Raw genomic sequence first — 20,943 nt, 5'->3', positions numbered from 1 at the left:
GTGGCTGGTCGCCCTCCGATCTGGTAATCATCTCTGCCCAATGGCGTGCGGGATCTGTTAGTCGGCTTGAACGCCTACTCAACTAATCGTGCTTGAGAGAGCACCAAGGAGACTGAAAACGTGACGACACGTATTGGTATCAACGGCTTCGGCCGCATCGGCCGCAACTACTTCCGCGCCGCCCTGGCGCAGGGGGCTGACCTCGAGATCGTCGCGGTCAACGACCTCACCAGCCCGGAAGCCCTCGCCCACCTCTTCAAGTACGACTCCGTTGGCGGGCGCCTGGCCGAGACCATCGAGGTCAAGGAAGGGAACATCGTCGTCGACGGCAAGACCGTCAAGGTCCTCGCCGAGCGCGACCCGGCCAACCTGCCCTGGGGTGAGCTGGGCGTCGACATCGTGATCGAATCCACCGGCTTCTTCACCAAAGCCGCGGACGCCCAGAAGCACATCGACGCCGGTGCCAAGAAGGTGCTGATCTCCGCCCCCGCCTCCGGCGAAGACATCACCATCGTGATGGGCGTCAACGACGGCCTCTACGACAACGCCGCGCACAACATCATCTCCAATGCTTCCTGCACCACCAACTGCCTCGGCCCGCTGGCCAAGGTCGTCAACGACGCCTTCGGCATCGAGCGCGGCCTGATGACCACGATCCACGCCTACACCGCGGACCAGAACCTGCAGGACGGCCCGCACAAGGACCTCCGCCGGGCCCGCGCCGCCGCGATCAACATGGTTCCGACCTCCACGGGAGCGGCCAAGGCCATCGGCCTGGTCCTTCCCGAGCTCAAGGGCAAGCTGGACGGCTACGCGATCCGCGTACCGGTCCCGACCGGCTCCGCGACCGACCTCACCGTCACCGTGTCCCGCGAAACCACCGTCGAGGAAGTCAACGCAGCGCTCAAGGCCGCCGCCGAGTCGGAGGAACTCAAGGGCCTGCTGACCTACACGGACGAGCCGATTGTTTCCTCGGACATCGTCGGGGACCCGGCGTCGTCGATCTTCGACTCCGGCCTGACCAAGGTGATCGGCAACCAGGTCAAGGTCGTCTCGTGGTATGACAACGAGTGGGGCTACTCGAACCGGCTCGTGGACCTTACGGAGCTCGTCGCGTCGAAGCTGGGCTAGGGTAAGACTCATGACATTCCACACCCTCAACGAACTGATCGCTGATGGTGTCCGCGGGCGGTACGTTCTGGTTCGAAGCGACCTGAACGTGCCGCTCGACGGCTCTACAGTGACTGACGACGGCCGGATCAAGGCCTCCCTGCCAGTGCTGGCGAAGCTCACGGACGCCGGTGCCCGCGTGCTGGTCACGGCCCACCTGGGCCGCCCCAAGGGCGCCCCGGAGGAGAAGTATTCGCTCAAGCCGGCCGCCGCCCGGCTGGCCGAGCTGGCCACCTTCAAGGTCACCCTGGCCGGTGACACGGTAGGCGAAGCCGCCAAGGCGGCCGCCGCCGCGCTGGCCGACGGCGAGGCCCTGGTCCTGGAAAACGTGCGCTTTGACGCCCGCGAAACGTCCAAGGACGACGCCGAACGCGGCGCCTTCGCTGACGAGCTCGTCGCCCTCACCGGCTCCGACGGCGCGTTCGTCGACGACGCGTTCGGTGCCGTGCACCGCAAGCACGCGAGCGTCTACGACGTCGCCACCCGGCTGCCCTCCTACCAGGGCGACCTGGTCCGCACCGAGGTCGAGGTGCTGCGGAAGCTGACTGCCGACACCCAGCGCCCCTACGTGGTCGTACTTGGCGGCTCCAAGGTCTCCGACAAGCTCGCCGTGATCGCGAACCTGATCGGCAAGGCTGACACCATCCTCGTCGGCGGCGGCATGCTGTTCACGTTCCTCGCCGCAGCCGGCCACAAGGTGGCCGGCAGCCTGCTGGAAGCGGACCAGATCCCCGCCGTGCAGGACTATCTGAAGCGTGCAGCGGACGCCGGCACCGAGTTCGTGGTCCCCACCGACGTGGTGGTGGCCAGCAAGTTCGCCGCCGACGCCGAGCACGAGACCGTCGCGGCCGACGCGGTCGAAGCCAGCAGCTTCGGCGCCTCCGGCATCGGTCTGGACATCGGCCCGGAGTCAGCGGCAGCGTTCGTGGAACGGATCAAGGGCGCCAAGACGGTGTTCTGGAACGGCCCGATGGGCGTCTTCGAGTTCCCGGCCTTCGCCGGCGGCACCCGCGCCGTGGCGCGGGCGCTGACCGAGACGGCAGGGTTCACCGTTGTGGGCGGCGGCGACTCCGCCGCCGCGGTCCGGACCCTCGGCTTCAGCGACGGCCAGTTCGGCCACATCTCCACCGGTGGCGGCGCCAGTCTGGAATACCTTGAAGGCAAGGAACTCCCGGGCCTGACGGTGCTGGACCGCTAGACCTCCCAGCCGGCCGGGCGGCCGCCCGCAAGGCGGCCCCGGCCGGCTCTCTTTCTGCTACGACTCTTTTGGAGATCACGTGACAACGTCAACCAACGGCAAATTCGACCGCAAGCCCTTCATCGCGGGTAACTGGAAGATGAACATGGACCATGTCCAGGGCATCACGTTGCTGCAGAAGCTGGCCTGGACCCTGTCCGACGCCAAGCACGACTACAGCCGGGTGGAGGTCGCAGTGTTCCCGCCGTTCACCGACCTCCGCGGCGTCCAGACCCTGGTACAGGGTGACGAGCTGGACGTCGCCTACGGCGGGCAGGACCTGAGCCAGTTCGACTCCGGCGCCTACACCGGCGACATCTCCGGGCAGTTCCTCGCGAAGCTCGGCTGCACCTACGTCCTCGTCGGCCACAGCGAACGCCGCACCATCCACCAGGAGTCCGACGAGGTTCTCAACGCCAAGACGAAGGCGGCTTTCCGCCACGGCATCACGCCGGTGCTCTGCGTCGGCGAGGGCCTGGAAGTCCGGCAGGCCGGGACGCACGTCGAGCACACCCTCGCCCAGCTCCGCGCCGGCGTCGCGGGCCTCACCGCCGACCAGGCCGCGGAGCTGGTCGTCGCCTACGAGCCGGTCTGGGCGATCGGCACCGGCGAAGTCGCCGGACCCGGGGACGCGCAGGAGATGTGCGCCGCGATCCGTGCCGAACTGGCGAGCCTGTTCGACGGCGGCGTGGCGGGCAAGACCCGGCTGCTTTACGGCGGTTCCGTCAAGGCCAACAACGCGGCCTCCATTTTGCGCGAACGCGACGTGGACGGGCTGCTGGTCGGCGGTGCCAGCCTTGACGCCGCCGAGTTTGCTAACATTGTCAGGTTCGAGAGTCACCTGCTGACGGACTAGTCCGTACGCAGCCTGGCCCCCGCAGTCCCCTCTTTCGAAAGGCCGTCGTGGACGTTCTTCATGTCATCCTGCAGGTGCTTCTGGGTATCACCAGCCTTCTGCTGACCCTGCTCATCCTGCTGCACAAGGGACGCGGCGGCGGCCTGTCCGATATGTTCGGCGGCGGTATGAGCTCAGGGCTCAGCTCCTCCGGCGTCGCCGAGCGGAACCTCAACCGGTTTACCGTTATCCTGGGCGTGACCTGGGGCGTCGTCATCATTGCCCTTGGCCTGCTGATGCGTTTCAGCACCGGAGCAGACTCCTAGGACGCCTCTTTTCCAAACCAAATACAGGGGTCTTGTGACCCATCCGCATCGGGGACTTCCGCACTAGGCTGTCGCTGGCAACTGCCATTCGACCAGCTTGAGTAGCCAGGAGTTCCCGATGCTGCATTCTGCTTCCGGATTCAAGGGCATCCGCGTCGGCGCCGTCGCCGGCGCCCCGGCCCGCCACGAGCCCTGGGACGGCGCCGGCACCGGCCAGCCGCGGATCTGCGTTGACTATCGCTGCGCGAAAGGCCACGAAACGGCCGTGGTCTTCGCCATGCTCCCGGAGGAGCAGATACCGGGTGTCTGGGACTGCCGCCGCTGCGGGGGCGCGGCGACCCGCGACGAATCCCGGTTCGGGCTGGACGACGGGCCAGTCGAAGGCTTCAAAACCCACCTTGAATACGTCAAGGAGCGGCGCTCCAGCCAGGACGCGGAAGACGTGCTGGCCGGAGCGCTTGAGCGGCTACGCGCCCGACGGGCTCTTCCGGACGAGTTGCTCGGGGACGCGTGAGGCCGCCTCCTCATCGATCAGCCACAGCGTTTCCAGCCGCCCCCGGGGCCCGGCCGCCGGCACCTGCACCGGGTTGGCCCCGGCCAGGGCCAGGCCCACGGCGCCGGCCTTGTCATCGCCGGCCACCACCATCCACACCTCGTTCGCGGTGTTGATCGTCGGCAGCGTCAGGGAGATCCGCTCCGGCGGCGGTTTCGGGGAGTTGCGGACTCCCACCACTGTGAGTTGCTTTTCACGGATGCCCGCCTGCTCCGGAAAGAGCGAGGCCACGTGGGCGTCCGGGCCGACGCCGAGCAGCACGATGTCCAGCCGCGGCAGGCTGCCCGGCTCGGCGGGGCGCTCATCGGACATGTCAGCGGCGTGCTCCGCCGCGGCAGCCTCGGCGAGCCGGCGGGCGTAGTCCGCGGCGGCTTCCTCGGGGGTGTCGAACTCGTCGGCTGAGCCGGGGACGTGCACCCGGGCCGGGTCCGCGTTGATCCGGGAGAGCAGCGCCTCCTGCGCCTGGCGGGCGTTGCGGTCGGCGTCGTCCTTGCCGACGAAGCGTTCGTCACCCCACCAGAAGTTGACCTTGGACCAGTCCACCGCCCGGGCCGCGGGGGAGTCCGCAACGGCCCGGAGCGAGCCGATGCCCATCGTGCCGCCGGTGAGCACGACCGTCGCCTGGCCGTACCTGTCCTGGAGATCGACGAGCTTGGTGATCAGGCGCGCCGCGATCGCGGCCGTCAGGACGGTCGAGTCAGGATGGATGCTTACTCTCGGCTCAACGCTCACTGGGGCGGACACTCCTTAGGTTGGTACGGGGCAGTCCAATAGTAATCACTTCGCCAAACACCTCGTCCGGGTCAAGCCGCCGGAGCTCCTCCGCAAGGCAGTCCTTCAAACTGCGCCGCGGGAGCGAAATGCGCTGGACCGGCTGGCCCGGCTGGGTCAGTTCCGCCACGGCCAGGCCGGGGCGGAACAGCTGGATGTCACCGCCGGTGCGGCACAGGCGCACCCGCCGGATGCCGGTACCGGCCGGGTCGGCGACGATGGTCACCGGCGCGTCCAGCGCCAGGGTCAGCCAGGCGGCGAGCAGCAGGGTGCTGGGGGAGTCCGACGCGCCTTCCACCGCGACGGCGGTTACCGGCGAGGCGTCCACCTGGTCCAGCACCGCCGCAAGCTGGATGCGCCAGTTCGTCAGGCGGGTCCAGGCCAGGTCGGTGTCGCCTGCCTTGTAGGTGCTGCGGATGTTGTCCAGCGCCGCCTGCGGGTCCGCCTCGTTGGCGGAGTCCGTGATCCGCCGGTGCGCGATCCGGCCGATCGACGTCTCGCAGGCGTTCCGCGGTGCGCCGTGCGGCCACCAGGCCACGATCGGGGCGTCCGGAAGCAGCAGCGCCGCGACGAGGGATTCGCTCTCCTCGGCCAGTTCGCCATAGCCGCGGAGCAGGATGACTTCGGACGCGCCGGCGTCGCCGCCCACCCGGATCTGCGCGTCCAGCCGGGTGGGCGCCGCGGCGCCCGCGTCGGCCAGCACGATGATCCGGCAGGGATGTTCGCGGCTGGCCTCGTTGGCCGCCTCGATGGCTTCCTCTTCAAGGCCGGACTTGGTGACCACCACGAGGGTGAGTACGCGGCCCAGGGCAATCACGCCGCCCTGCTCGCGCAGCGCCATGATCTTCTTGGAGATCTTGGAGGTGGTGGTGTCGGGGAGATCTACGATCATGGCCTTCTCCAGGTCCGTCCGTCGCGGGCAAGCAGTTCATCGGCGGAGGCCGGGCCCCAGCTGCCGGGCGGGTAAGGTTCCGGCTGTTCGTCCAGGCTGGCCCAGTAGTCCTCGAAGGGGTCAAGGATCTTCCAGGACAGCTCCACCTCCTGGTGCCGCGGGAACAGCGGCGGCTCGCCGAGCAGCACGTCGAGGATCAGCCGTTCGTACGCTTCCGGGCTCGACTCGGTGAACGAGTGGCCGTAGCCGAAGTCCATGGTCACGTCGCGGACTTCCATCTGCGTGCCGGGAACCTTTGAGCCGAAACGGATGGTGGCGCCCTCATCGGGCTGCACCCGGATCACCACGGCATTCTGGCCGAAGTCGTCCTCGCCGTGGTCACGGAACAGCAGGTTGGGGGCCCGTTTGAAGACGACGGCGATTTCGGTCACCCGGCGGCCCAGCCGCTTGCCGGCGCGCAGGTAGAACGGCACACCGCTCCAGCGCCGGGTGTTGATGTCAACCCGGATGGCGGCAAAGGTTTCGGTGGTGGAGTCGGCGGGAATGCCTTCCTCTTCCAGATAGCCCAGGACCTGCTCGCCGCCCTGCCAGCCGCCGGCGAACTGCCCGCGCGCCGAGTGGGTGGACAGGTCATCCGGCAGCCGGACGGCCGCGAGGACCTTTTCCTTTTCGGCGCGCAGGTCATCGGCGTTGAAGGAGATCGGCTCCTCCATCGCGGTCAGCGCCAGCAGCTGCAGCAGGTGGTTCTGGATCACGTCGCGGGCCGCGCCCACGCCGTCGTAGTAGCCGGCGCGCCCGCCGGTCCCGATGTCCTCGGCCATGGTGATCTGGACGTGGTCCACGTAATTGCCGTTCCACAGCGGCTCGAACAGCTGGTTGGCGAAGCGCAGGGCCAGGATGTTCTGGACTGTCTCCTTGCCGAGGTAGTGGTCGATGCGGAACACCGCGTCCGGCGGGAACACCGATTCCACGATGTCGTTCAGCTGCCGGGCTGATTCGAGGTCGTGGCCGAACGGCTTCTCGATCACCACGCGGCGCCACTTGTCGCCCTCGGCCTGGGCGAGGCCGTGCTTGGAGAGCTGCCGGCAGACCAGTTCGAAGGCCTTGGGCGGAATCGACAGGTAGAACGCGTGGTTCCCGCGTGTGCCGCGCTGCTCGTCGAGCTCATCGATCGTTTCGCTGAGCCTTTCGAAGGCGTCGTCGTCGTCAAACTCGCCCTGCACGAAACGGATGCCTTCGGACAGCTGCTTCCATACGGTCTCGTCGAAGGGAGTGCGGGCGTAGCTCTTGACCGCCGCCTTCACCTCGGCGGCGAAGTCCTGGTTCTCCCACTGCCGCCGGGCGAACCCGACGAGCGCAAAGCTCGGCGGCAACAGGCCACGGTTGGCCAGGTCATAGACGGCGGGCATGAGTTTCTTGCGGGCAAGGTCACCGGTGACGCCGAAAAGCACCAGGGATGAAGGGCCGGCGATGCGGTTGAGCCGGCGGTCCCGCGGGTCCCGGAGCGGATTGCGCCCCCGGCCCGCAGGGCGGTGCCCGCCGTTTTGCGAAAATGCCATGGTTGTTGGAGTGCCTTAGTTTTCGGTGGAGGACGCGGCCTGGCCGGCTGGGGTGGTGCCGGCCAGCGATGGAACGAGCTGCTGCAGTTGCCGGACGCCCGCGGCGCGGTCCGTGAGGTGCAGCCGCAGTACCGGCCGGCCGTGCTCGCTGAGGACCTGCGCGTCGCCGGCGGCCTGCGCCGAGATCAGCTCGCCAAAACTGAACGGCCGGTCCGGGATGGCCAGGTCCGTGGCGGATGCGGCAGTGACCTGCAGGAACACGCCGATGGCCGGGCCGCCCTTGTGGAACTGTCCGGTGGAGTGCAGGAACCGCGGGCCCCAGCCGAAGGTGACCGGGCGGCCGCTGACCGCGGCCAGTTCATCCCGGATGCCCTCGAGCGGGGCGTAGCTGAGCCGGTCGAAGTAGGCCTGCACGCTGAGGTACCCGTCGGTGCCAAGCTGGCCCAGGAGTGCGCTGACAGCGTCGGCCGCCGTGGTGGCGCCGCCCAGCCAGTCGCCGCCGCGGACTTCGATGGCGCCGTCGGTGAAGTCCGCCGGGGTGGGTTCCGGCTGCGCGTCAAGCAATCCGCGGGCGGCAACCTTCGCGGCCTCCACGTCGGGCTGGTCGAACGGGTTGATGCCGAGCAGCCGTCCCGCGACGGCGGTGGCGAACTCCCATGTCATCATTTGCGCCGCGAGACCGCCCGCAATGGCCGCCTCGTTCGCGCCCAGTTCGACGTCGGCATCGGCCGCGACCAGCCGGACCACCAGCACGTCCGGCGCGCCGCCCGTGACTTCGGGCGCGCCCGGGCCGGCGACGACCGGCAGCACGCCGGTGCCGAGCTTGCCGGTGGATTCGGCGATCAGCTGCTCGGCCCAGTCGGCGAAGCCCGCGATGCCGGAGCCGTCCTCGACGATGACGATCTTGTTGCGCAGCGGGTTCGTCCCGCCCAGGGCCGCGCCCAGGGCGAGGCCGATGTTTTCCTCGCTGTCGTCATTGAGGATTTCGGCGGTCTCCTCGGCTTCATCCAGGAACGCCTGGATGTCCACGCCGGCCAGTCCGCAGGGCACCAGGCCGAAGGCCGTGAGCGCTGAGTAGCGGCCGCCGACGTTGGGATCGGCGTTGAAGACGGCACGGTAGCCGGCTTCGCGGGCCGACTTGTCCAGCGGAGACCCCGGGTCGGTGACAATGATGATCCGGCTCTTCGCGTCCACGCCGGCCTCCGTGAACGCGTGTTCGAAGACCCGGCGCTGGGAGTCGGTCTCGAGGGTGGAACCGGACTTGGAGGACACCACGATGGCGGTCTCGGTCAGCCGGTCCGCGAGGGCAGCGGAGACCTGTTCCGGGTCGGTGCTGTCCAGCACGGTCAGCTCGACGCCCGCGGTTCCGGCGATGACCTCAGGCGCCAGTGAGGAGCCGCCCATGCCGCACAGGACAATGCGGCTGACGCCCTCGGCGCGGAGCGCGTCGCGGAGTGCCAGGATGTCGGCCACCAGCGGCTGGGAGACGGCGGGCGCCTCCACCCAGCCAAGCCGGACCGAGGACTCGGCTTCGGCGTCGGGCCCCCACAAGGTGGCGTCCTTGGCGAAGATCCGGGTCGCTACCCGTTCCTCAAGCAGGGCGGGCAGGTGCTGTTCATGGGCTTGGCGGGCGGCGCCCGTGGCGTCATAGCTGAGAGTGGTCATGGGGGACTATGCGTCCTTCCGTGCAGCGGCGAGGGCGGCCTCGACGTCGGCCAGCAGTTCCTTCCAGCTTGCCACAAACTTGTCCAGGCCCTCGGTCTCGAGCAGGGCGACGACCTCGTTGTAGGAGATGCCGAGCGCGTCGAGCGCATTGAGGGTCGCATTGGCGTCGTCGTAGCTGCGGGTAACGGTGTCGCCGGTGACGGCGGCGTGGTCGTAGGTGGCGTTCAGGGTTTTCTCCGGCATGGTGTTCACCACACCGGGGGCGACGAGGCCGGTCACGTAGAGCGTGTCCGGGTACGCCGGGTCCTTGACGCCGGTGGAGGCCCAGAGCGGGCGCTGCGGCCGGGCGCCGGCGTCGGCGAGCAATGCCCAGCGCTCGGTGGCGAAGAGCTCTTCGTACACCTGATAGGCGAGGCGGGCGTTGGCCAGGCCGGCCTTGCCCTTGAGCGCCCGGGCTTCGTCGGTGCCGATCGCGTCGAGCCGCTTGTCAATCTCGGTGTCCACGCGGGAGACGAAGAACGACGCCACGGAGTGGATCTTGGACAGGTCGTGGCCGTTTTCCTTGGCCTGCTCGAGCCCGCTCTGGAAGGCGTTGACGACGGCGCGGTAGCGTTCCAGCGAGAAGATCAGCGTGACGTTGACGCTGATGCCGCTGGCCAGCGTGGCGGTGATGGCCTCGAGGCCCTCCACGGTGGCGGGGATCTTGATCAGGACGTTGTCCTTGTTGACCTGGCCGTACAGTTCCTTGGCCTCGGCGATGGTGCCGGCGGCGTCCCAGGCCAGGCGCGGGTCCACCTCGATCGAGACCCGGCCGTCGACGCCGTTCGTGGCGGCCGCCACGGGGGCGAACAGGTCGCAGGCGTCGGCAACGTCGGTGGTGGTGATCGAGAAGACAGTCTCCTCGACGCTGGCGCCGGCGTCGGCCTTTTCCTTGATCTTGGCGTCGTAGTCGTGGGCGACCGCGAGGGCTGCCTGGAAGATGCTCGGGTTCGTGGTGACACCGACGACGTTCTTCTCTTCGATCAGCTTGCGCAGCGTGCCGGAGTCGAGGCGGCCGCGGGAGAGGTCGTCGAGCCAGATGGAGACGCCGGCGTCGGAGAGCTGCTGGGTGGGGGTAGCGGTGGGGGTGGTGTTCATGGGTGTCTCCTGGGTTCTGGGGCCGCCGCCGGCGGGCGGCGGCCCGGGGGAGTGGAAGGTTGGGGTCAGGCTCCGAGGCCGGAGAGCGATTCCTTGGCGGCGGCGGTGACGGCTTCGGCGGTGATGCCGAATTCCTGGAAGAGCCGCTTGTAGTCGGCGGAAGCGCCGAAGTGCTCGAGGCTGACGGAGCGGCCGGCGTCGCCGACGAAGTCCCGCCAGCCCAGCGCAAGACCGGCCTCGACGGAGACGCGTGCCTTCACCGCGGCGGGGAGCACGGCTTCGCGGTACGCCGGGTCCTGCTTGTTGAACCATTCCACGCAGGGCATCGAGACGACCCGGGTGGGGATCCCGTCGGCCTGCAGGGCTTCACGGGCGGCGACGGCGAGCTGGACCTCGGAACCGGTGCCGATCAGGATCACCTGCGGCTCGGCGGTCTGTCCGTTGGCTGAGGCTTCGGCCAGGACGTAGCCGCCCTTGGCAACGCCGGCGGTTGAGGCGAAGGTGTCACCCGCTGCGTCGCCGGTGCCGCGTTCCCAGGTGGGGATGTTCTGGCGGGTCAGGACGATCCCGGCCGGGTTCGCGTGGTTCTCCAGCATGGCCTGCCAGGCCGCGGCGACCTCGTTCGCGTCACCGGGGCGCACAACGTCCAGTCCCGGGATGGCACGCAGGGCGGCGAGCTGCTCGACCGGCTGGTGCGTTGGCCCGTCCTCGCCGAGGCCGATCGAGTCGTGCGTCCAGACGTACAGCGACGGCACGCCCATCAGCGCGCCGAGCCGGATGGCGGGGCGCTGGTAGTCGGAGAAGATCAGGAACGTCCCGGAGAACGCCCGGGTCGGTCCGGCCAGCGTGATGCCGTTCACGATCGACGCCGCGGCGTGCTCGCGAATGCCGAAGTGCAGCACCCGGCCATACGGGTTGCCCTTCCACGCGTCGGTCTGCCGGGACGCCGGGATGAACGAGGCCGAACCCTCGATGGTCGTGTTGTTCGACTCGGCCAGGTCCGCCGAGCCGCCCCACAGCTCGGGCATGACCGGGCCGATGGCGTTCAGCACCTTGCCTGACGCGGCCCGGGTGGAGACGTCCTTGCCGGCTTCGAAGATAGGCAGGGCGGCGTCGAACTCGCCCGGCAGCTTGCGGGCTTCGACGCGTTCGAGCAGCGCGGCGGCTTCCGGGTTTGCGGACTGCCAGGCTTCGAAGGATTCCTGCCACTGGGCGCGGGCCGCGGCACCGCGGGTCCGGCCCTCACGGGCGTGGGCCAGGACCTCGTCCTCGACCTGGAAGGACTGCTCCGGGTCGAAGCCCAGGATCTCCTTCAGGCCGGCGACTTCCTCGGCGCCGAGCGCCGAACCGTGGATCTTGCCGGTGTTCTGCTTCTTCGGCGCCGGCCAGCCGATGATGGTGCGCAGCGAAATGATGGACGGCCTGCCCGTCTCGGCCTTGGCGGCGAGCAGCGCGGCGTGCAGCTCGGCCACGTCCTCCTTGTACTCGCCCGTGCGGGTCCAGTCGACGCGCTGGGTGTGCCAGCCGTAGGCGGCGTAGCGGGCCAGGACGTCCTCGGTGAACGCCACGTCGGTGTCGTCTTCAATGGAGATGTGGTTCTCGTCGTAGATCACCACGAGATTGCCCAGTTCCTGATGGCCCGCGAGGGAGGACGCCTCGGAGGTCACGCCTTCCTGCAGGTCGCCGTCGGAGGCGATCACCCAGACGGTGTGGTCGAACGGGCTGGCGCCGGCGGGGGCGTCGGCGTCGAACAGGCCGCGCATCCGGCGCTGCGAGTACGCGAAGCCGACCGCGGACGCCAGGCCCTGGCCGAGCGGGCCGGTGGTGATCTCCACACCGGCGGTGTGCTTGTATTCGGGGTGCCCCGGGGTCAGTGAACCCCAGGTCCGGAGCGCTTCAAGGTCCTTCAGTTCCAGGCCATAGCCGGAAAGGAAGAGCTGGATGTAGAGCGTCAGGGAGGTGTGCCCGGGGGAGAGGACGAACCGGTCCCGGCCCGGCCACTGCGGGTTCGCCGGGTCGTGGCGCATCACCTTCTGGAAGAGCAGGTAAGCGGCCGGAGCCAGGCTCATCGCCGTCCCGGGGTGGCCGTTACCGACCTTCTCCACCGCGTCGGCGGCGAGGACCCGGACAGTGTCCACGGCCCGCTGGTCCGTGGACGTCCATGACAGTTCCTGCTCTTCCAAATGTGGCACGTAAACCGGCCCCTCTCTGTGCTGACGGCCGGAGGCACAGTGCTTTCCCTTGAGGTTTCCCTCCCGGGCGTTTCCGCCGGGGCACAGCAAGGTGCCCGCAGTGGTCTGTACCAGCCGTTCACCATCGAAACGTTGATCAATCATTCAGTCGCATGCGCCGGGCAGGGAACGCCGTGGGGCGGCTGCCCGCGCGTGCTGATCTGCTTGCCAGCTTAGCCCCATTCCACCTGCCGGGCAGCGTGAATCTCAGGAAATGGACGGGTTATCCGCTTAGCTGAATCACTGGGTCCGCGGCGGCGCCCGTACTGCCGGTTCGGCCCGGACCCGCCCCTGCTCCGGGCGACAGCGCCGCCGGCACCGCCGCGGTATGATGGTGCGTGGCTACCAACGGGGGCGAGGACATGCCTGTGCGCCGCGCGTGGCCCCCTCCGGAGGCAGTGTCCCGCACCGGGCGCCGTACTTAACCGTCCGTGCTCAGCGGGGTCGCACCGCGATAACCAGCCGGACTGAACAGCCAGACAGAACAGAGTGACTGCCGCCGTGAGCACAACAGATACGCCGCTAAACGCCTCCCAGACCCGGGTTCCGGGCCGGATCGGCTTCGCCCGCAAGGCCAAGGCCTACCTGGCGCTCACGAAACCCAGGGTGATCGAACTGCTGCTGGTCAGCACCCTGCCCACGATGATCTACGCCGAGCGCGGCTTCCCGTCCCTCGGCCTGATCCTGGCAACCCTGGTCGGCGGCGCGTTCGCCGCCGGCAGCGCGGGTTCGTTCAACTGCTACATCGACCGGGACATCGACAAGCTTATGCACCGGACGGAGAACCGCCCGCTCGTCACCGGCGAAGTCACTCCGCGCGAGGCGCTGGTGTTTTCCTGGGTCCTGGGCGCCGCCGCGATCGCCATCCTCTGGTTCGGCGCCAACCCGCTGTCAGCCTGGCTGGGGCTGGGTGCCATCGTCTTCTACGTGGTCATTTACACGATCATCCTCAAACGACGCACCGCCCAGAACATTGTCTGGGGCGGGGCAGCCGGCTGCTTCCCCGTGCTGATCGCGTGGGCCGCCGTGACCAATACCGTGGAGTGGCCCGCCGTCGTCCTCTTCATGGTGATCTTCCTGTGGACCCCGCCGCACTACTGGCCGCTGTCGATGCGCTACGGCGAGGATTACCGCAACGCCAACGTGCCGATGCTCGGCGCGATTGCCGGCGCCAAGGTCGTCTCGGTGCAGGTGGTGCTCTACGCGTGGGCCATGGTGGCCTGCTCGCTGCTGCTGATCCCGATCGGCGGCGCCGGCTGGGTGTACACCCTTACCGCTGTCGGTGCCGGCGCCTGGTTCCTCTACGAGTCGCATGCGCTGTACAACCGGGCCCAGGGCGGCGACGTCTCCAACAAGGGCGCGATGAAGGTCTTCCACGGTTCGATCAGCTACCTCACCCTGCTTTTCCTGGCGCTGGCCGTCGATCCGTTCATCGGATCGGCCATCGTCGGCGGCTAAGCCGGCACCCGCCGTCAGGAGCTTGCCGGGCCGTCCGGGCTCTTGCGGTCAACCGCTTGCTCCGGTTCCCGGCGGTCGCGGCGCAGATGCCAGATGACCAGCCCCAGCACACCGAGCAGCACCACCACCGCCGTGATGTCCCGGCCGGCCACCTTTGCCACGGCGTCGTAGGAGTTCCCGGCGAAGAAGCCCAGCAGGACGAAACCGGTTCCCCACACCAGTCCGCCGGCCGCGTTGAAGACCAGGAAACGCGGGTAGGGCATCCGGGAGGCGCCGGCGAGGGCCGGCATGACTGCCCGGAAGAACGCCACAAAGCGGCCCAGGAAAACGGCCGAACCGCCCCTTTTGCGGAGAAACGCCTGCGCCTTCGCCAGGCCCCGGCGGCGGCGCTTCATCAGCCGGAAGTCCAGCAGCCCGGGCCCCACGTGCTTGCCCACTTCGTAGCCCACGGTGTCCCCGGCGATGGCCGCGGCCACCACGACCGCCGCCATGCCCCATAAGGGCACCTCGCCGCGGCTCGAGATCACACCGCCCAGGACCGCGGCCGTCTCGCCCGGGATCACGAAGCCGACGAAGACCGCGTCCTCGGCGAACACCAGGCAGGCGACGAGAGTGAAGGCCAGCGCGGGACTCATGTTCAGCAGGCCCTCGACGATCGCGTTCACGGCGGCGCCTTTCTCTCGACAGAGTCAGGCTACCGGGAACTACTTCAGCGGGCTGCTGCGGGCGATGTCGGCGGCGTTCGTTGACGCACTCATCAGAAGCGCCGCACCGAGCATGTGCGCGGCCACCAGCAGCGCCGGAATGCCGTTGTAGTACTGCGTGAAGCCAATGACGGCCTGCAGCACAGTGACGGCCAGCAGCATGAACACAGCGGTGCGGAACGGCCCGGAGATCCGGCCTCGCAGTACCAGGTAGATGCCGAACAGCGTGCCGGCCGTCACCAGGTACGCAGGCACCGCGTGGATGTGCGAAAACAGGTCCCAGTCGAGGTTGTTGCGCGGGGCGTTCGCGTCACCGGCGTGCGGACCGGCGCCGGTCACCACGACACCCAGGCACACGGCCACGGCCGAGAACAGCGCGACGGCGGTCAGCACCGGGCGTGCCGTGGCCGGCAGGACGGGCAGTTCGCGGGTCCGGGCCTTGCCGGTACGGCCGTAGGCGCGGTTGACGAGCAGCGTCGCCAGGACCACGAGCGCCATCGAGACCAGGAAGTGCAGGCCCACCACCCACGGGTTCAATTGGGTGAGGACGGTGATGCCGCCGATGACGGCCTGCGCCGGGATGCTGGCCAGCAGGCCGAGCGCCAGCAGGAAGAGGTCGCGGCGTTCCTTGCGGAGGTTCCACAGGTAGACCAGCATGGCGACGGCGACGGCGGCCAGCGCGAAGGTCAGGAGCCGGTTGCCGAACTCGATGATCCCGTGCACACCCATTTCCGGGGTGTTGACCAGTGAATTGTCGGTGCAGCGCGGCCACGTCGGGCAGCCCAGCCCGGAGGCGGTCAGCCGGACGGCGCCGCCGGTCACCACGAGCACGGTCTGGCCGATCAGGGACAGCACGGCCAGCCGCCGGACCGTCTTGTCGACGGTGACGGGCAGCCGGGACGAAATCCGGGACACGATCCGGGAAGGGCGGGACACTGTACTCACAGTTTTCTCAATTCCACTTGAACCAACGGGTTGCTGCCAGGCCGGCGATCGCCGTCCAGAGCAGCAGGACGATCACGGCGGCAAGGTTGACGCTGCCGGTCAGGAAGGCATCGCGCAGCGCCTGGCCCAGCGCGCCGGACGGGAGGAAATGGACCACCGCCTGGGCGAGGGCGGGCAGCCGTTCGGCCGGCAGGACGATGCCGCCGAGGGCACCCAGCAGGATCCACAGCAGGTTGGTGATGGCCAGCGTCGCTTCCGGCCGGACAGTACCGGCGACGAGCAGGCCGAGGGCGGTAAAGGCCGCCGCGCCAAGGACCAGCAGCACGAGTCCGGGCAGCAGCCCCGGCAGCGAGGGCTGCCAGCCCAGCGGGAGTGCAACAACGGTGACCACCAGCACCTGGATCACCAGCACCGCGAGCACGGCGAGCACCTTGCCCAGGATCAGGCCGGTACGGCCCAGGGGCGTGGTGGAGAGGAAACGCAGCACGCCGTAGCGCCGGTCGAAGCCGGTGGCGATGCCCTGCCCGGTGAAGGCCGTGGACATGGCGCACAGCGCCAGGATGCCCGGCACAGCGATGTTGACCCGGCTGGAACCGAGGCCGTCCAGCAGCGGCGTGACGGCCAGGCCCACCAGGGCCAGCAGCGGCAGGATGACCGCGAGGATCAGTTGCTCGCCGTTGCGGAGCATGGTGAGAGTCTCGTACCGGCCCTGCAGCAGGACCCGGCGCAGCAGCGGAGCCGGAGCGCTGCCGAGCGTCGTGCCGGCGGGAACGGATGCGGGGGCGGTGCTCATCGGGATTCCCTTCCGGAGATGTCGAGGAAGACGTCCTCGAGGCTGCGGGCGGCCAGGCTCATCGACGCGGGCATGATGTCCCGCGCGGACCACCAGGCTGCGACGGCGGCGAGGTCCGCAGGGGTCAGCGCCCCCGTGGCGCTGTAGCTGCCCGCGCGGGTTTCCCGGACCTCGACCCCGGGCGGCAGGACGCCGGCCAGGTCAAGGCCGGGTTCGGCTTCAAAGAGCAGCGTCCGGATGTGCTGCTCGGCGCCGGTCAGTTCGTGCCGCAGCAGCTGGGCGACGGTGCCTTCGGCGACGTTCCGGCCGGCATCGATGATGTAGACGTAATCAGCGAGGCGCTGGGCGTCGTCCATCAGGTGCGTTGTGAGGATGATGGCCATCCCGCGGTCCCGCAGCTCGCCGATCAGGTCGAACACCAGCTGCCGGGACTGCGGATCCAGGCCTGCGCTCGGCTCGTCGAGGAAAAGCACCTCGGGCCGGCCCGCCAGGGCCGCGGCCAGGGCCAGCCGCTGTTTCTGGCCGCCGGAGAGGCGCCGCACGGAGGTCCGGCTGAACGTGTCGATTCCCAGCCGGGCAATCAGTTCATCGACCGGCCACGGGTCCTGGTACATGCCCGCGATGTGCCGCAACAGGGGGATGGGCCGGGCCGACGGCGGGAGGCCGCCGTCCTGCAGCATCACGCCGACGCGGGCGCGCAGCTCCGCGCCCGCGCTGTCCGGGTCCTCTCCCAGCAGCCGGATGCTGCCGGCGGTGCGCTTCTGGAGCCCCTGGGCGCATTCGATGGTGGTGGTCTTGCCCGCCCCGTTGGCACCGAGCAGGGCGGTGACCTGGCCGCGTTCGGCGGTGAGGGAGACGCCGCTGACTACCCGCAGCATCTTGCCGTCAAGGCTGGGCAGCGGGCCGACATCCTTGATGAGCCCGCTGATGGTCAGGGCGGGGGAGTGGGGGGATCGCACCAGAGCATTCTACGCGATGTAGTACGCCCGGACCCGATCCGGAGCCGGCGCCAGCAAAGCCATGCCTTACTGGATCACGGGACTAAATTACGACATGATTGTGTTGTGTATTCCATGAGCCCAACTACTTCTGCCGCGCCTTCCGTGCGCGCGGAGTCGGCGGCGCCGGTCGGGGACGGAGCAGGACCCGCGGCAGCGCCGTCGGCAGCCGCCGCCGACGCCGAGGAACGCACCCGCGACCGTGTCCTGGCCGCGGTACTGGAACATGGCCCGATCAGCGCCGCGGAACTGGGCGAACTGCTCGGCTTCACCCCCGCCGCGGTGCGCCGCCACCTGGACCACCTCTCGCGCCACGGCGTGATCGAGGTTAAGCGGGTGGCCCGTGCGGGAGCCGGTGCAGGCCGGCCGGCCCGGCGCTATGTGCTGAGCTCGCAGGGCCAGTCCACGCTGGGCAACGACTACCTTGACATCGCCTCCTCCGCCCTCCGGCGGCTCGGTGAAATGGCGGGTTCCGAAGCGGTGCGGGAGTTCGCCGCCGAGCGGTTCGGCGAGATGGAACGCCGCTATGCGCCGGTGATCGAACAGGCCGGAACCGACATCACCGCCCGCGCACGGGCGCTGTCGGAGCTGCTGAGCCGGGACGGATTCGTCGCGTCGGCGCAGTCCATCGAGGCCAAGGCGCCGCTGCCCGCCGCGCTGTCGAGTGTGCAGCTGTGCCAGGGCCACTGCCCGATCCAGCAGCTTGCCGCGCAGTTCCCGGTGTTCTGCGACGTGGAGACCGAGGTTTTTGCCCGGCTGGTCGGCGTCGACGTGCGCCGGCTCTCCACCCTGGCCCGCGGCGGCCACGTCTGCACCACCCACATACCTACGGGCCGTCCGGCCGCCGTCGGGGCTGCCAGCCCCGCGGACCCGGACAGCCCGGACGAAGTATCCAACCATCTGCAAGAAAGGCCGTGATGACGGACCAACTATCAGAGAAGAAGGTTGCTGAATCCACTGTGATTTCGGAGATTCTGGAAAAGAACCCCGAGCTGCACGGAATTGGCACCTACGAGTACGGCTGGGCCGACAAGACCGACGTCGGCGCCAACGCCCGCCGTGGCATCGATGAGGACGTCGTACGTGACATCTCGGCCAAGAAGAACGAGCCGGAATGGATGCTGGACCTGCGGTTGAAGGGCCTGAAGTACTTCGACCGCAAGCCCATGCCCACCTGGGGTGCGGACCTGTCCGGCATCGACTTCGACAACATCAAGTACTTCGTGCGTTCCACCGAGAAGCAGGCCGCCACCTGGGAGGACCTGCCCGAGGACATCCGGAACACGTACGAGAAGCTCGGTATCCCGGAAGCCGAGCGCAGCCGCCTCGTCTCCGGCGTCGCCGCCCAGTACGAGTCCGAGGTCGTTTACCACCAGATCCGTGAGGACCTGGAAGCCCAGGGCGTCATCTTCCTGGATACCGACACGGCGCTGCGCGAGCACCCGGAGATCTTCCAGGAGTACTTCGGCACGATCATCCCGGTGGGCGACAACAAATTCGCGTCGCTGAACACGGCCGTCTGGTCCGGCGGGTCCTTCGTGTACGTCCCCAAGGGCGTCCACGTCGACATCCCGCTGCAGGCGTACTTCCGCATCAACACGGAAAACATGGGCCAGTTCGAGCGCACCCTGATCATCGCGGACGAGGATTCCTACGTCCACTACATCGAGGGCTGCACCGCGCCGATCTACACCTCCGACTCGCTGCACTCCGCCGTCGTCGAAATCGTGGTGAAGAAGGGTGCCCGCGTCCGCTACACGACCATCCAGAACTGGTCCAACAACGTGTACAACCTGGTCACCAAGCGCGCCATCTGCGAAGAGGGCGCCACGATGGAGTGGATCGATGGCAACATCGGCTCCAAGGTCACCATGAAGTACCCGGCCGTCTACCTGGTCGGCGAGGGAGCCAAGGGTGAAACCCTGTCGATCGCGTTCGCCGGCGAGGGCCAGCACCAGGACACCGGCTCCAAGATGGTCCACATCGCGCCGAACACCAAGAGCTCGATCATTTCCAAGTCGGTGGCCCGCGGCGGCGGCCGCGCCGCGTACCGCGGCCTGGTCCAGGTCCGGGAAGGCGCGAAGCACTCGGCCAACACGGTGCGCTGTGACGCGCTGCTGGTGGACACCATCAGCCGCTCGGACACCTACCCGTACATCGACATCCGCGAGGACGACGTCGTAATGGGCCACGAGGCCACCGTCTCCCGGGTCAGCGAAGAGCAGCTCTTCTACCTGATGTCCCGCGGCATGCGTGAAGACGAGGCCATGGCCATGATCGTGCGCGGCTTCATCGAGCCGATCGCCCGTGAACTGCCGATGGAATACGCCCTCGAGCTGAACCGCCTGATTGAACTGCAGATGGAAGGATCGGTCGGTTAATGACTGACATCACTACGGAAAAGGCGCGCATCGGCGCGCCGTCGACCCAGCCGCTGATTGACGGTTTCACCGAGGAAGGCGAAAACCTGTCGCCGTTGAACTCGGCGAAGTCCAAGGCCCCGCTGGCTGGCGACGCCGTCAAGGCACACTCGCATGGCGGCGGCGTCGGCATCCCGGACAGCTCCCGCGCGGGACGACTGACCTCTTACAACCTGGCGGACTTCAAGCCGCTGACCGGCATGGAGGAGGACTGGCGCTTCACCCCGCTCAAGCGGCTCCGCGGCCTGCACACGGAGGCGCTCACCGGCGCCGCCCCCGCCGTGGCCGTCACCGGCCCGGAAAGCGTCCGGATCGAAACCGTCGGCCGGGATGATGCCCGCATCGGCTCCGCCGCCATCCCGGAGGACCGGGTGTCCGCCAACGCCTGGGAAAACTTCACCGAGGCCACCGTCATCACGGTTCCCGCCGAGGTCCAGGCCGTGGGCCAGGTCAACGTGGTACTCACCGGCCAGGGTCCCGCGCCGTCGGCGCAGCACGTCGTGATCATCGCGGAGAAGTTCTCCAAGGCCGTCGTCGTGCTGGACCACCAGGGCAGTGCTGTCGTCTCGGAAAACATCGAGATCCTCGTCGAGGACGGCGCGCAGCTCACCGTCATCTCACTGCAGGAATGGGACGACGACGCCGTGCACGCCTCCTCGCAGCAGGCGAAGCTCGGCCGTGACGCCAAGTTCAAGCACATCGTCGTCAGCCTCGGCGGGGACCTGGTCCGCGTCACGCCGTCGGCACGCTTCACCGCCCCCGGCGCGGAAGCGGAAATGTTCGGCCTCTACTTCGCCGACGCCGGCCAGCACCTCGAGCAGCGCCTGTTCGTCGACCACGCTGTCGCCAACTGCAAGTCCAACGTGCTCTACAAGGGCGCGCTGCAGGGCCGGAACGCGCACACCGTCTGGGTAGGCGACGTCCTGATCCGCAAGGAAGCAGAAGGCACCGACACGTACGAGGCCAACCGCAACCTGGTCCTCACCGACGGCGCCCGCGCCGACTCCGTGCCCAACCTGGAGATCGAAACCGGCCTGATCGCCGGCGCCGGCCACGCCAGCGCCACCGGCCGGTTCGACGACGAGCACCTGTTCTACCTGATGGCCCGCGGCATTCCGGAAAAGGTGGCCCGCCGCCTGGTGGTCCGCGGCTTCCTGAACGAGATCATCCAGCAGATCAAGGTACCCGCGATCGAGGACCGGCTCACGGCCGCCGTCGAGCGCGAGCTCGCCGCCACGGACAACTAGAC

The 20,943-nt window shown here is 68.5% G+C and carries 19 protein-coding genes; 9 read left to right on the top strand and 10 right to left on the bottom strand.

What is annotated here, in order from left to right; all coding sequences use genetic code 11:
- The first annotated feature begins 120 nt into the window (after nt 1–120).
- The 5 genes from gap (at nt 121) to QFZ61_RS12590 (ending at nt 4,082) form a co-directional block, all read left to right on the top strand.
- Nucleotides 121–1,131 carry a type I glyceraldehyde-3-phosphate dehydrogenase gene (gene gap, locus QFZ61_RS12610; protein WP_307036510.1) on the top strand — a complete coding sequence of 337 codons (1,011 nt, stop codon included), beginning with the start codon at nt 121–123 and terminating at the stop codon, nt 1,129–1,131.
- A gap of 10 nt (nt 1,132–1,141) precedes the next feature.
- Complete coding sequence (gene pgk, locus QFZ61_RS12605; RefSeq protein WP_307036508.1) at nt 1,142–2,368, top strand: phosphoglycerate kinase; 1,227 nt, start codon at nt 1,142–1,144, stop codon at nt 2,366–2,368.
- 79 nt (nt 2,369–2,447) lie between these two features.
- Complete coding sequence (gene tpiA, locus QFZ61_RS12600; RefSeq protein ID WP_307036506.1) at nt 2,448–3,263, top strand: triose-phosphate isomerase; 816 nt, start codon at nt 2,448–2,450, stop codon at nt 3,261–3,263.
- A 47-nt stretch (nt 3,264–3,310) separates the two neighbouring features.
- The gene (gene secG, locus QFZ61_RS12595) at nt 3,311–3,568 is read left to right on the top strand and encodes a preprotein translocase subunit SecG (RefSeq protein ID WP_175323316.1); all 258 of its coding nucleotides are present in this window, start codon (nt 3,311–3,313) and stop codon (nt 3,566–3,568) included.
- A gap of 118 nt (nt 3,569–3,686) precedes the next feature.
- Nucleotides 3,687–4,082, top strand: a complete 396-nt coding sequence (locus QFZ61_RS12590) for an RNA polymerase-binding protein RbpA (RefSeq protein WP_307036503.1) — start codon at nt 3,687–3,689, stop codon at nt 4,080–4,082.
- Here the strand turns inward: QFZ61_RS12590 and pgl are convergent.
- The 6 genes from pgl to tkt form a co-directional block, all read right to left on the bottom strand.
- Nucleotides 4,035–4,853: a 6-phosphogluconolactonase gene (gene pgl / locus QFZ61_RS12585; protein ID WP_307036501.1), complete on the bottom strand. Its 819-nt coding sequence runs from the start codon at nt 4,851–4,853 to the stop codon at nt 4,035–4,037. The two genes, QFZ61_RS12590 and pgl, sit on opposite strands and share 48 nt — an antisense overlap.
- Entirely contained in the window at nt 4,843–5,784 is a 942-nt protein-coding gene (locus tag QFZ61_RS12580; protein ID WP_307036499.1) for a glucose-6-phosphate dehydrogenase assembly protein OpcA, read from the bottom strand. Before QFZ61_RS12580 ends, pgl begins: the two co-directional genes overlap by 11 nt.
- The gene (zwf, locus tag QFZ61_RS12575) at nt 5,781–7,343 is read right to left on the bottom strand and encodes a glucose-6-phosphate dehydrogenase (RefSeq protein WP_307036497.1); all 1,563 of its coding nucleotides are present in this window, start codon (nt 7,341–7,343) and stop codon (nt 5,781–5,783) included. The genes QFZ61_RS12580 and zwf overlap by 4 nt, the downstream gene beginning before the upstream one ends.
- A gap of 15 nt (nt 7,344–7,358) precedes the next feature.
- Nucleotides 7,359–9,008: a glucose-6-phosphate isomerase gene (locus tag QFZ61_RS12570; protein WP_307036495.1), complete on the bottom strand. Its 1,650-nt coding sequence runs from the start codon at nt 9,006–9,008 to the stop codon at nt 7,359–7,361.
- 6 nt (nt 9,009–9,014) lie between these two features.
- Nucleotides 9,015–10,145 carry a transaldolase gene (gene tal / locus QFZ61_RS12565; protein ID WP_307036492.1) on the bottom strand — a complete coding sequence of 377 codons (1,131 nt, stop codon included), beginning with the start codon at nt 10,143–10,145 and terminating at the stop codon, nt 9,015–9,017.
- A gap of 65 nt (nt 10,146–10,210) precedes the next feature.
- Nucleotides 10,211–12,328: a transketolase gene (gene tkt / locus QFZ61_RS12560; protein ID WP_307038185.1), complete on the bottom strand. Its 2,118-nt coding sequence runs from the start codon at nt 12,326–12,328 to the stop codon at nt 10,211–10,213.
- 537 nt (nt 12,329–12,865) lie between these two features.
- Here tkt and QFZ61_RS12555 point away from each other — a divergent pair.
- Nucleotides 12,866–13,834, top strand: a complete 969-nt coding sequence (locus QFZ61_RS12555) for a heme o synthase (RefSeq protein ID WP_307036490.1) — start codon at nt 12,866–12,868, stop codon at nt 13,832–13,834.
- A gap of 14 nt (nt 13,835–13,848) precedes the next feature.
- Here the strand turns inward: QFZ61_RS12555 and QFZ61_RS12550 are convergent, their stop codons facing one another.
- Genes QFZ61_RS12550 through QFZ61_RS12535 form a run of 4 tightly spaced genes read right to left on the bottom strand, consistent with a single transcriptional unit; the run spans nt 13,849 to nt 17,235 of the window.
- Nucleotides 13,849–14,499, bottom strand: coding sequence for a DedA family protein (locus QFZ61_RS12550; RefSeq protein WP_307036488.1), 651 nt, complete (start codon nt 14,497–14,499; stop codon nt 13,849–13,851).
- 39 nt (nt 14,500–14,538) lie between these two features.
- The gene (locus tag QFZ61_RS12545) at nt 14,539–15,483 is read right to left on the bottom strand and encodes a heme A synthase (RefSeq protein ID WP_307036486.1); all 945 of its coding nucleotides are present in this window, start codon (nt 15,481–15,483) and stop codon (nt 14,539–14,541) included.
- Nucleotides 15,484–15,490: 7 nt separating this feature from the next.
- Nucleotides 15,491–16,276 carry an ABC transporter permease gene (locus tag QFZ61_RS12540; protein WP_307036484.1) on the bottom strand — a complete coding sequence of 262 codons (786 nt, stop codon included), beginning with the start codon at nt 16,274–16,276 and terminating at the stop codon, nt 15,491–15,493.
- On the bottom strand, nt 16,273–17,235 hold the full coding sequence (locus QFZ61_RS12535) for an ABC transporter ATP-binding protein (RefSeq protein ID WP_307036482.1): 963 nt from the start codon (nt 17,233–17,235) through the stop codon (nt 16,273–16,275). The genes QFZ61_RS12540 and QFZ61_RS12535 overlap by 4 nt, the downstream gene beginning before the upstream one ends.
- 114 nt (nt 17,236–17,349) lie before the next feature.
- Between QFZ61_RS12535 and QFZ61_RS12530 the strand changes: the two genes are divergently transcribed.
- The 3 genes from QFZ61_RS12530 to sufD are packed head-to-tail and all read left to right on the top strand — an operon-like array spanning nt 17,350 to nt 20,941.
- Nucleotides 17,350–18,192: a metalloregulator ArsR/SmtB family transcription factor gene (locus tag QFZ61_RS12530; protein ID WP_307036480.1), complete on the top strand. Its 843-nt coding sequence runs from the start codon at nt 17,350–17,352 to the stop codon at nt 18,190–18,192.
- Nucleotides 18,192–19,655, top strand: coding sequence for a Fe-S cluster assembly protein SufB (sufB, locus tag QFZ61_RS12525; RefSeq protein ID WP_307036479.1), 1,464 nt, complete (start codon nt 18,192–18,194; stop codon nt 19,653–19,655). Before QFZ61_RS12530 ends, sufB begins: the two co-directional genes overlap by 1 nt.
- Nucleotides 19,655–20,941: a Fe-S cluster assembly protein SufD gene (gene sufD / locus QFZ61_RS12520; RefSeq protein WP_307036477.1), complete on the top strand. Its 1,287-nt coding sequence runs from the start codon at nt 19,655–19,657 to the stop codon at nt 20,939–20,941. Before sufB ends, sufD begins: the two co-directional genes overlap by 1 nt.
- Nucleotides 20,942–20,943 lie beyond the last annotated feature (2 nt).

It is taken from the genome of Arthrobacter sp. B3I4 (assembly GCF_030816855.1).
GTDB lineage: Bacteria > Actinomycetota > Actinomycetes > Actinomycetales > Micrococcaceae > Arthrobacter.
The sequence above is the reverse complement of the archived record's forward strand: the minus strand, read 5'-3'. Positions and strand labels throughout refer to the sequence as shown.

What these genes read in the sequence shown, in the direction of transcription:
- QFZ61_RS12540 (WP_307036484.1), bottom strand. Translation starts at nt 16,276, where the DNA reads ATGAGCACCGCCCCCGCATCCGTTCCCGCCGGCACGACGCTCGGCAGC.
- QFZ61_RS12530 (WP_307036480.1), top strand. Translation starts at nt 17,350, where the DNA reads ATGAGCCCAACTACTTCTGCCGCGCCTTCCGTGCGCGCGGAGTCGGCG.
- sufB (WP_307036479.1), top strand. Translation starts at nt 18,192, where the DNA reads ATGACGGACCAACTATCAGAGAAGAAGGTTGCTGAATCCACTGTGATT.
- sufD (WP_307036477.1), top strand. Translation starts at nt 19,655, where the DNA reads ATGACTGACATCACTACGGAAAAGGCGCGCATCGGCGCGCCGTCGACC.
- QFZ61_RS12580 (WP_307036499.1), bottom strand. Translation starts at nt 5,784, where the DNA reads ATGATCGTAGATCTCCCCGACACCACCACCTCCAAGATCTCCAAGAAG.
- zwf (WP_307036497.1), bottom strand. Translation starts at nt 7,343, where the DNA reads ATGGCATTTTCGCAAAACGGCGGGCACCGCCCTGCGGGCCGGGGGCGC.
- QFZ61_RS12590 (WP_307036503.1), top strand. Translation starts at nt 3,687, where the DNA reads ATGCTGCATTCTGCTTCCGGATTCAAGGGCATCCGCGTCGGCGCCGTC.
- pgk (WP_307036508.1), top strand. Translation starts at nt 1,142, where the DNA reads ATGACATTCCACACCCTCAACGAACTGATCGCTGATGGTGTCCGCGGG.
- tal (WP_307036492.1), bottom strand. Translation starts at nt 10,145, where the DNA reads ATGAACACCACCCCCACCGCTACCCCCACCCAGCAGCTCTCCGACGCC.
- QFZ61_RS12570 (WP_307036495.1), bottom strand. Translation starts at nt 9,008, where the DNA reads ATGACCACTCTCAGCTATGACGCCACGGGCGCCGCCCGCCAAGCCCAT.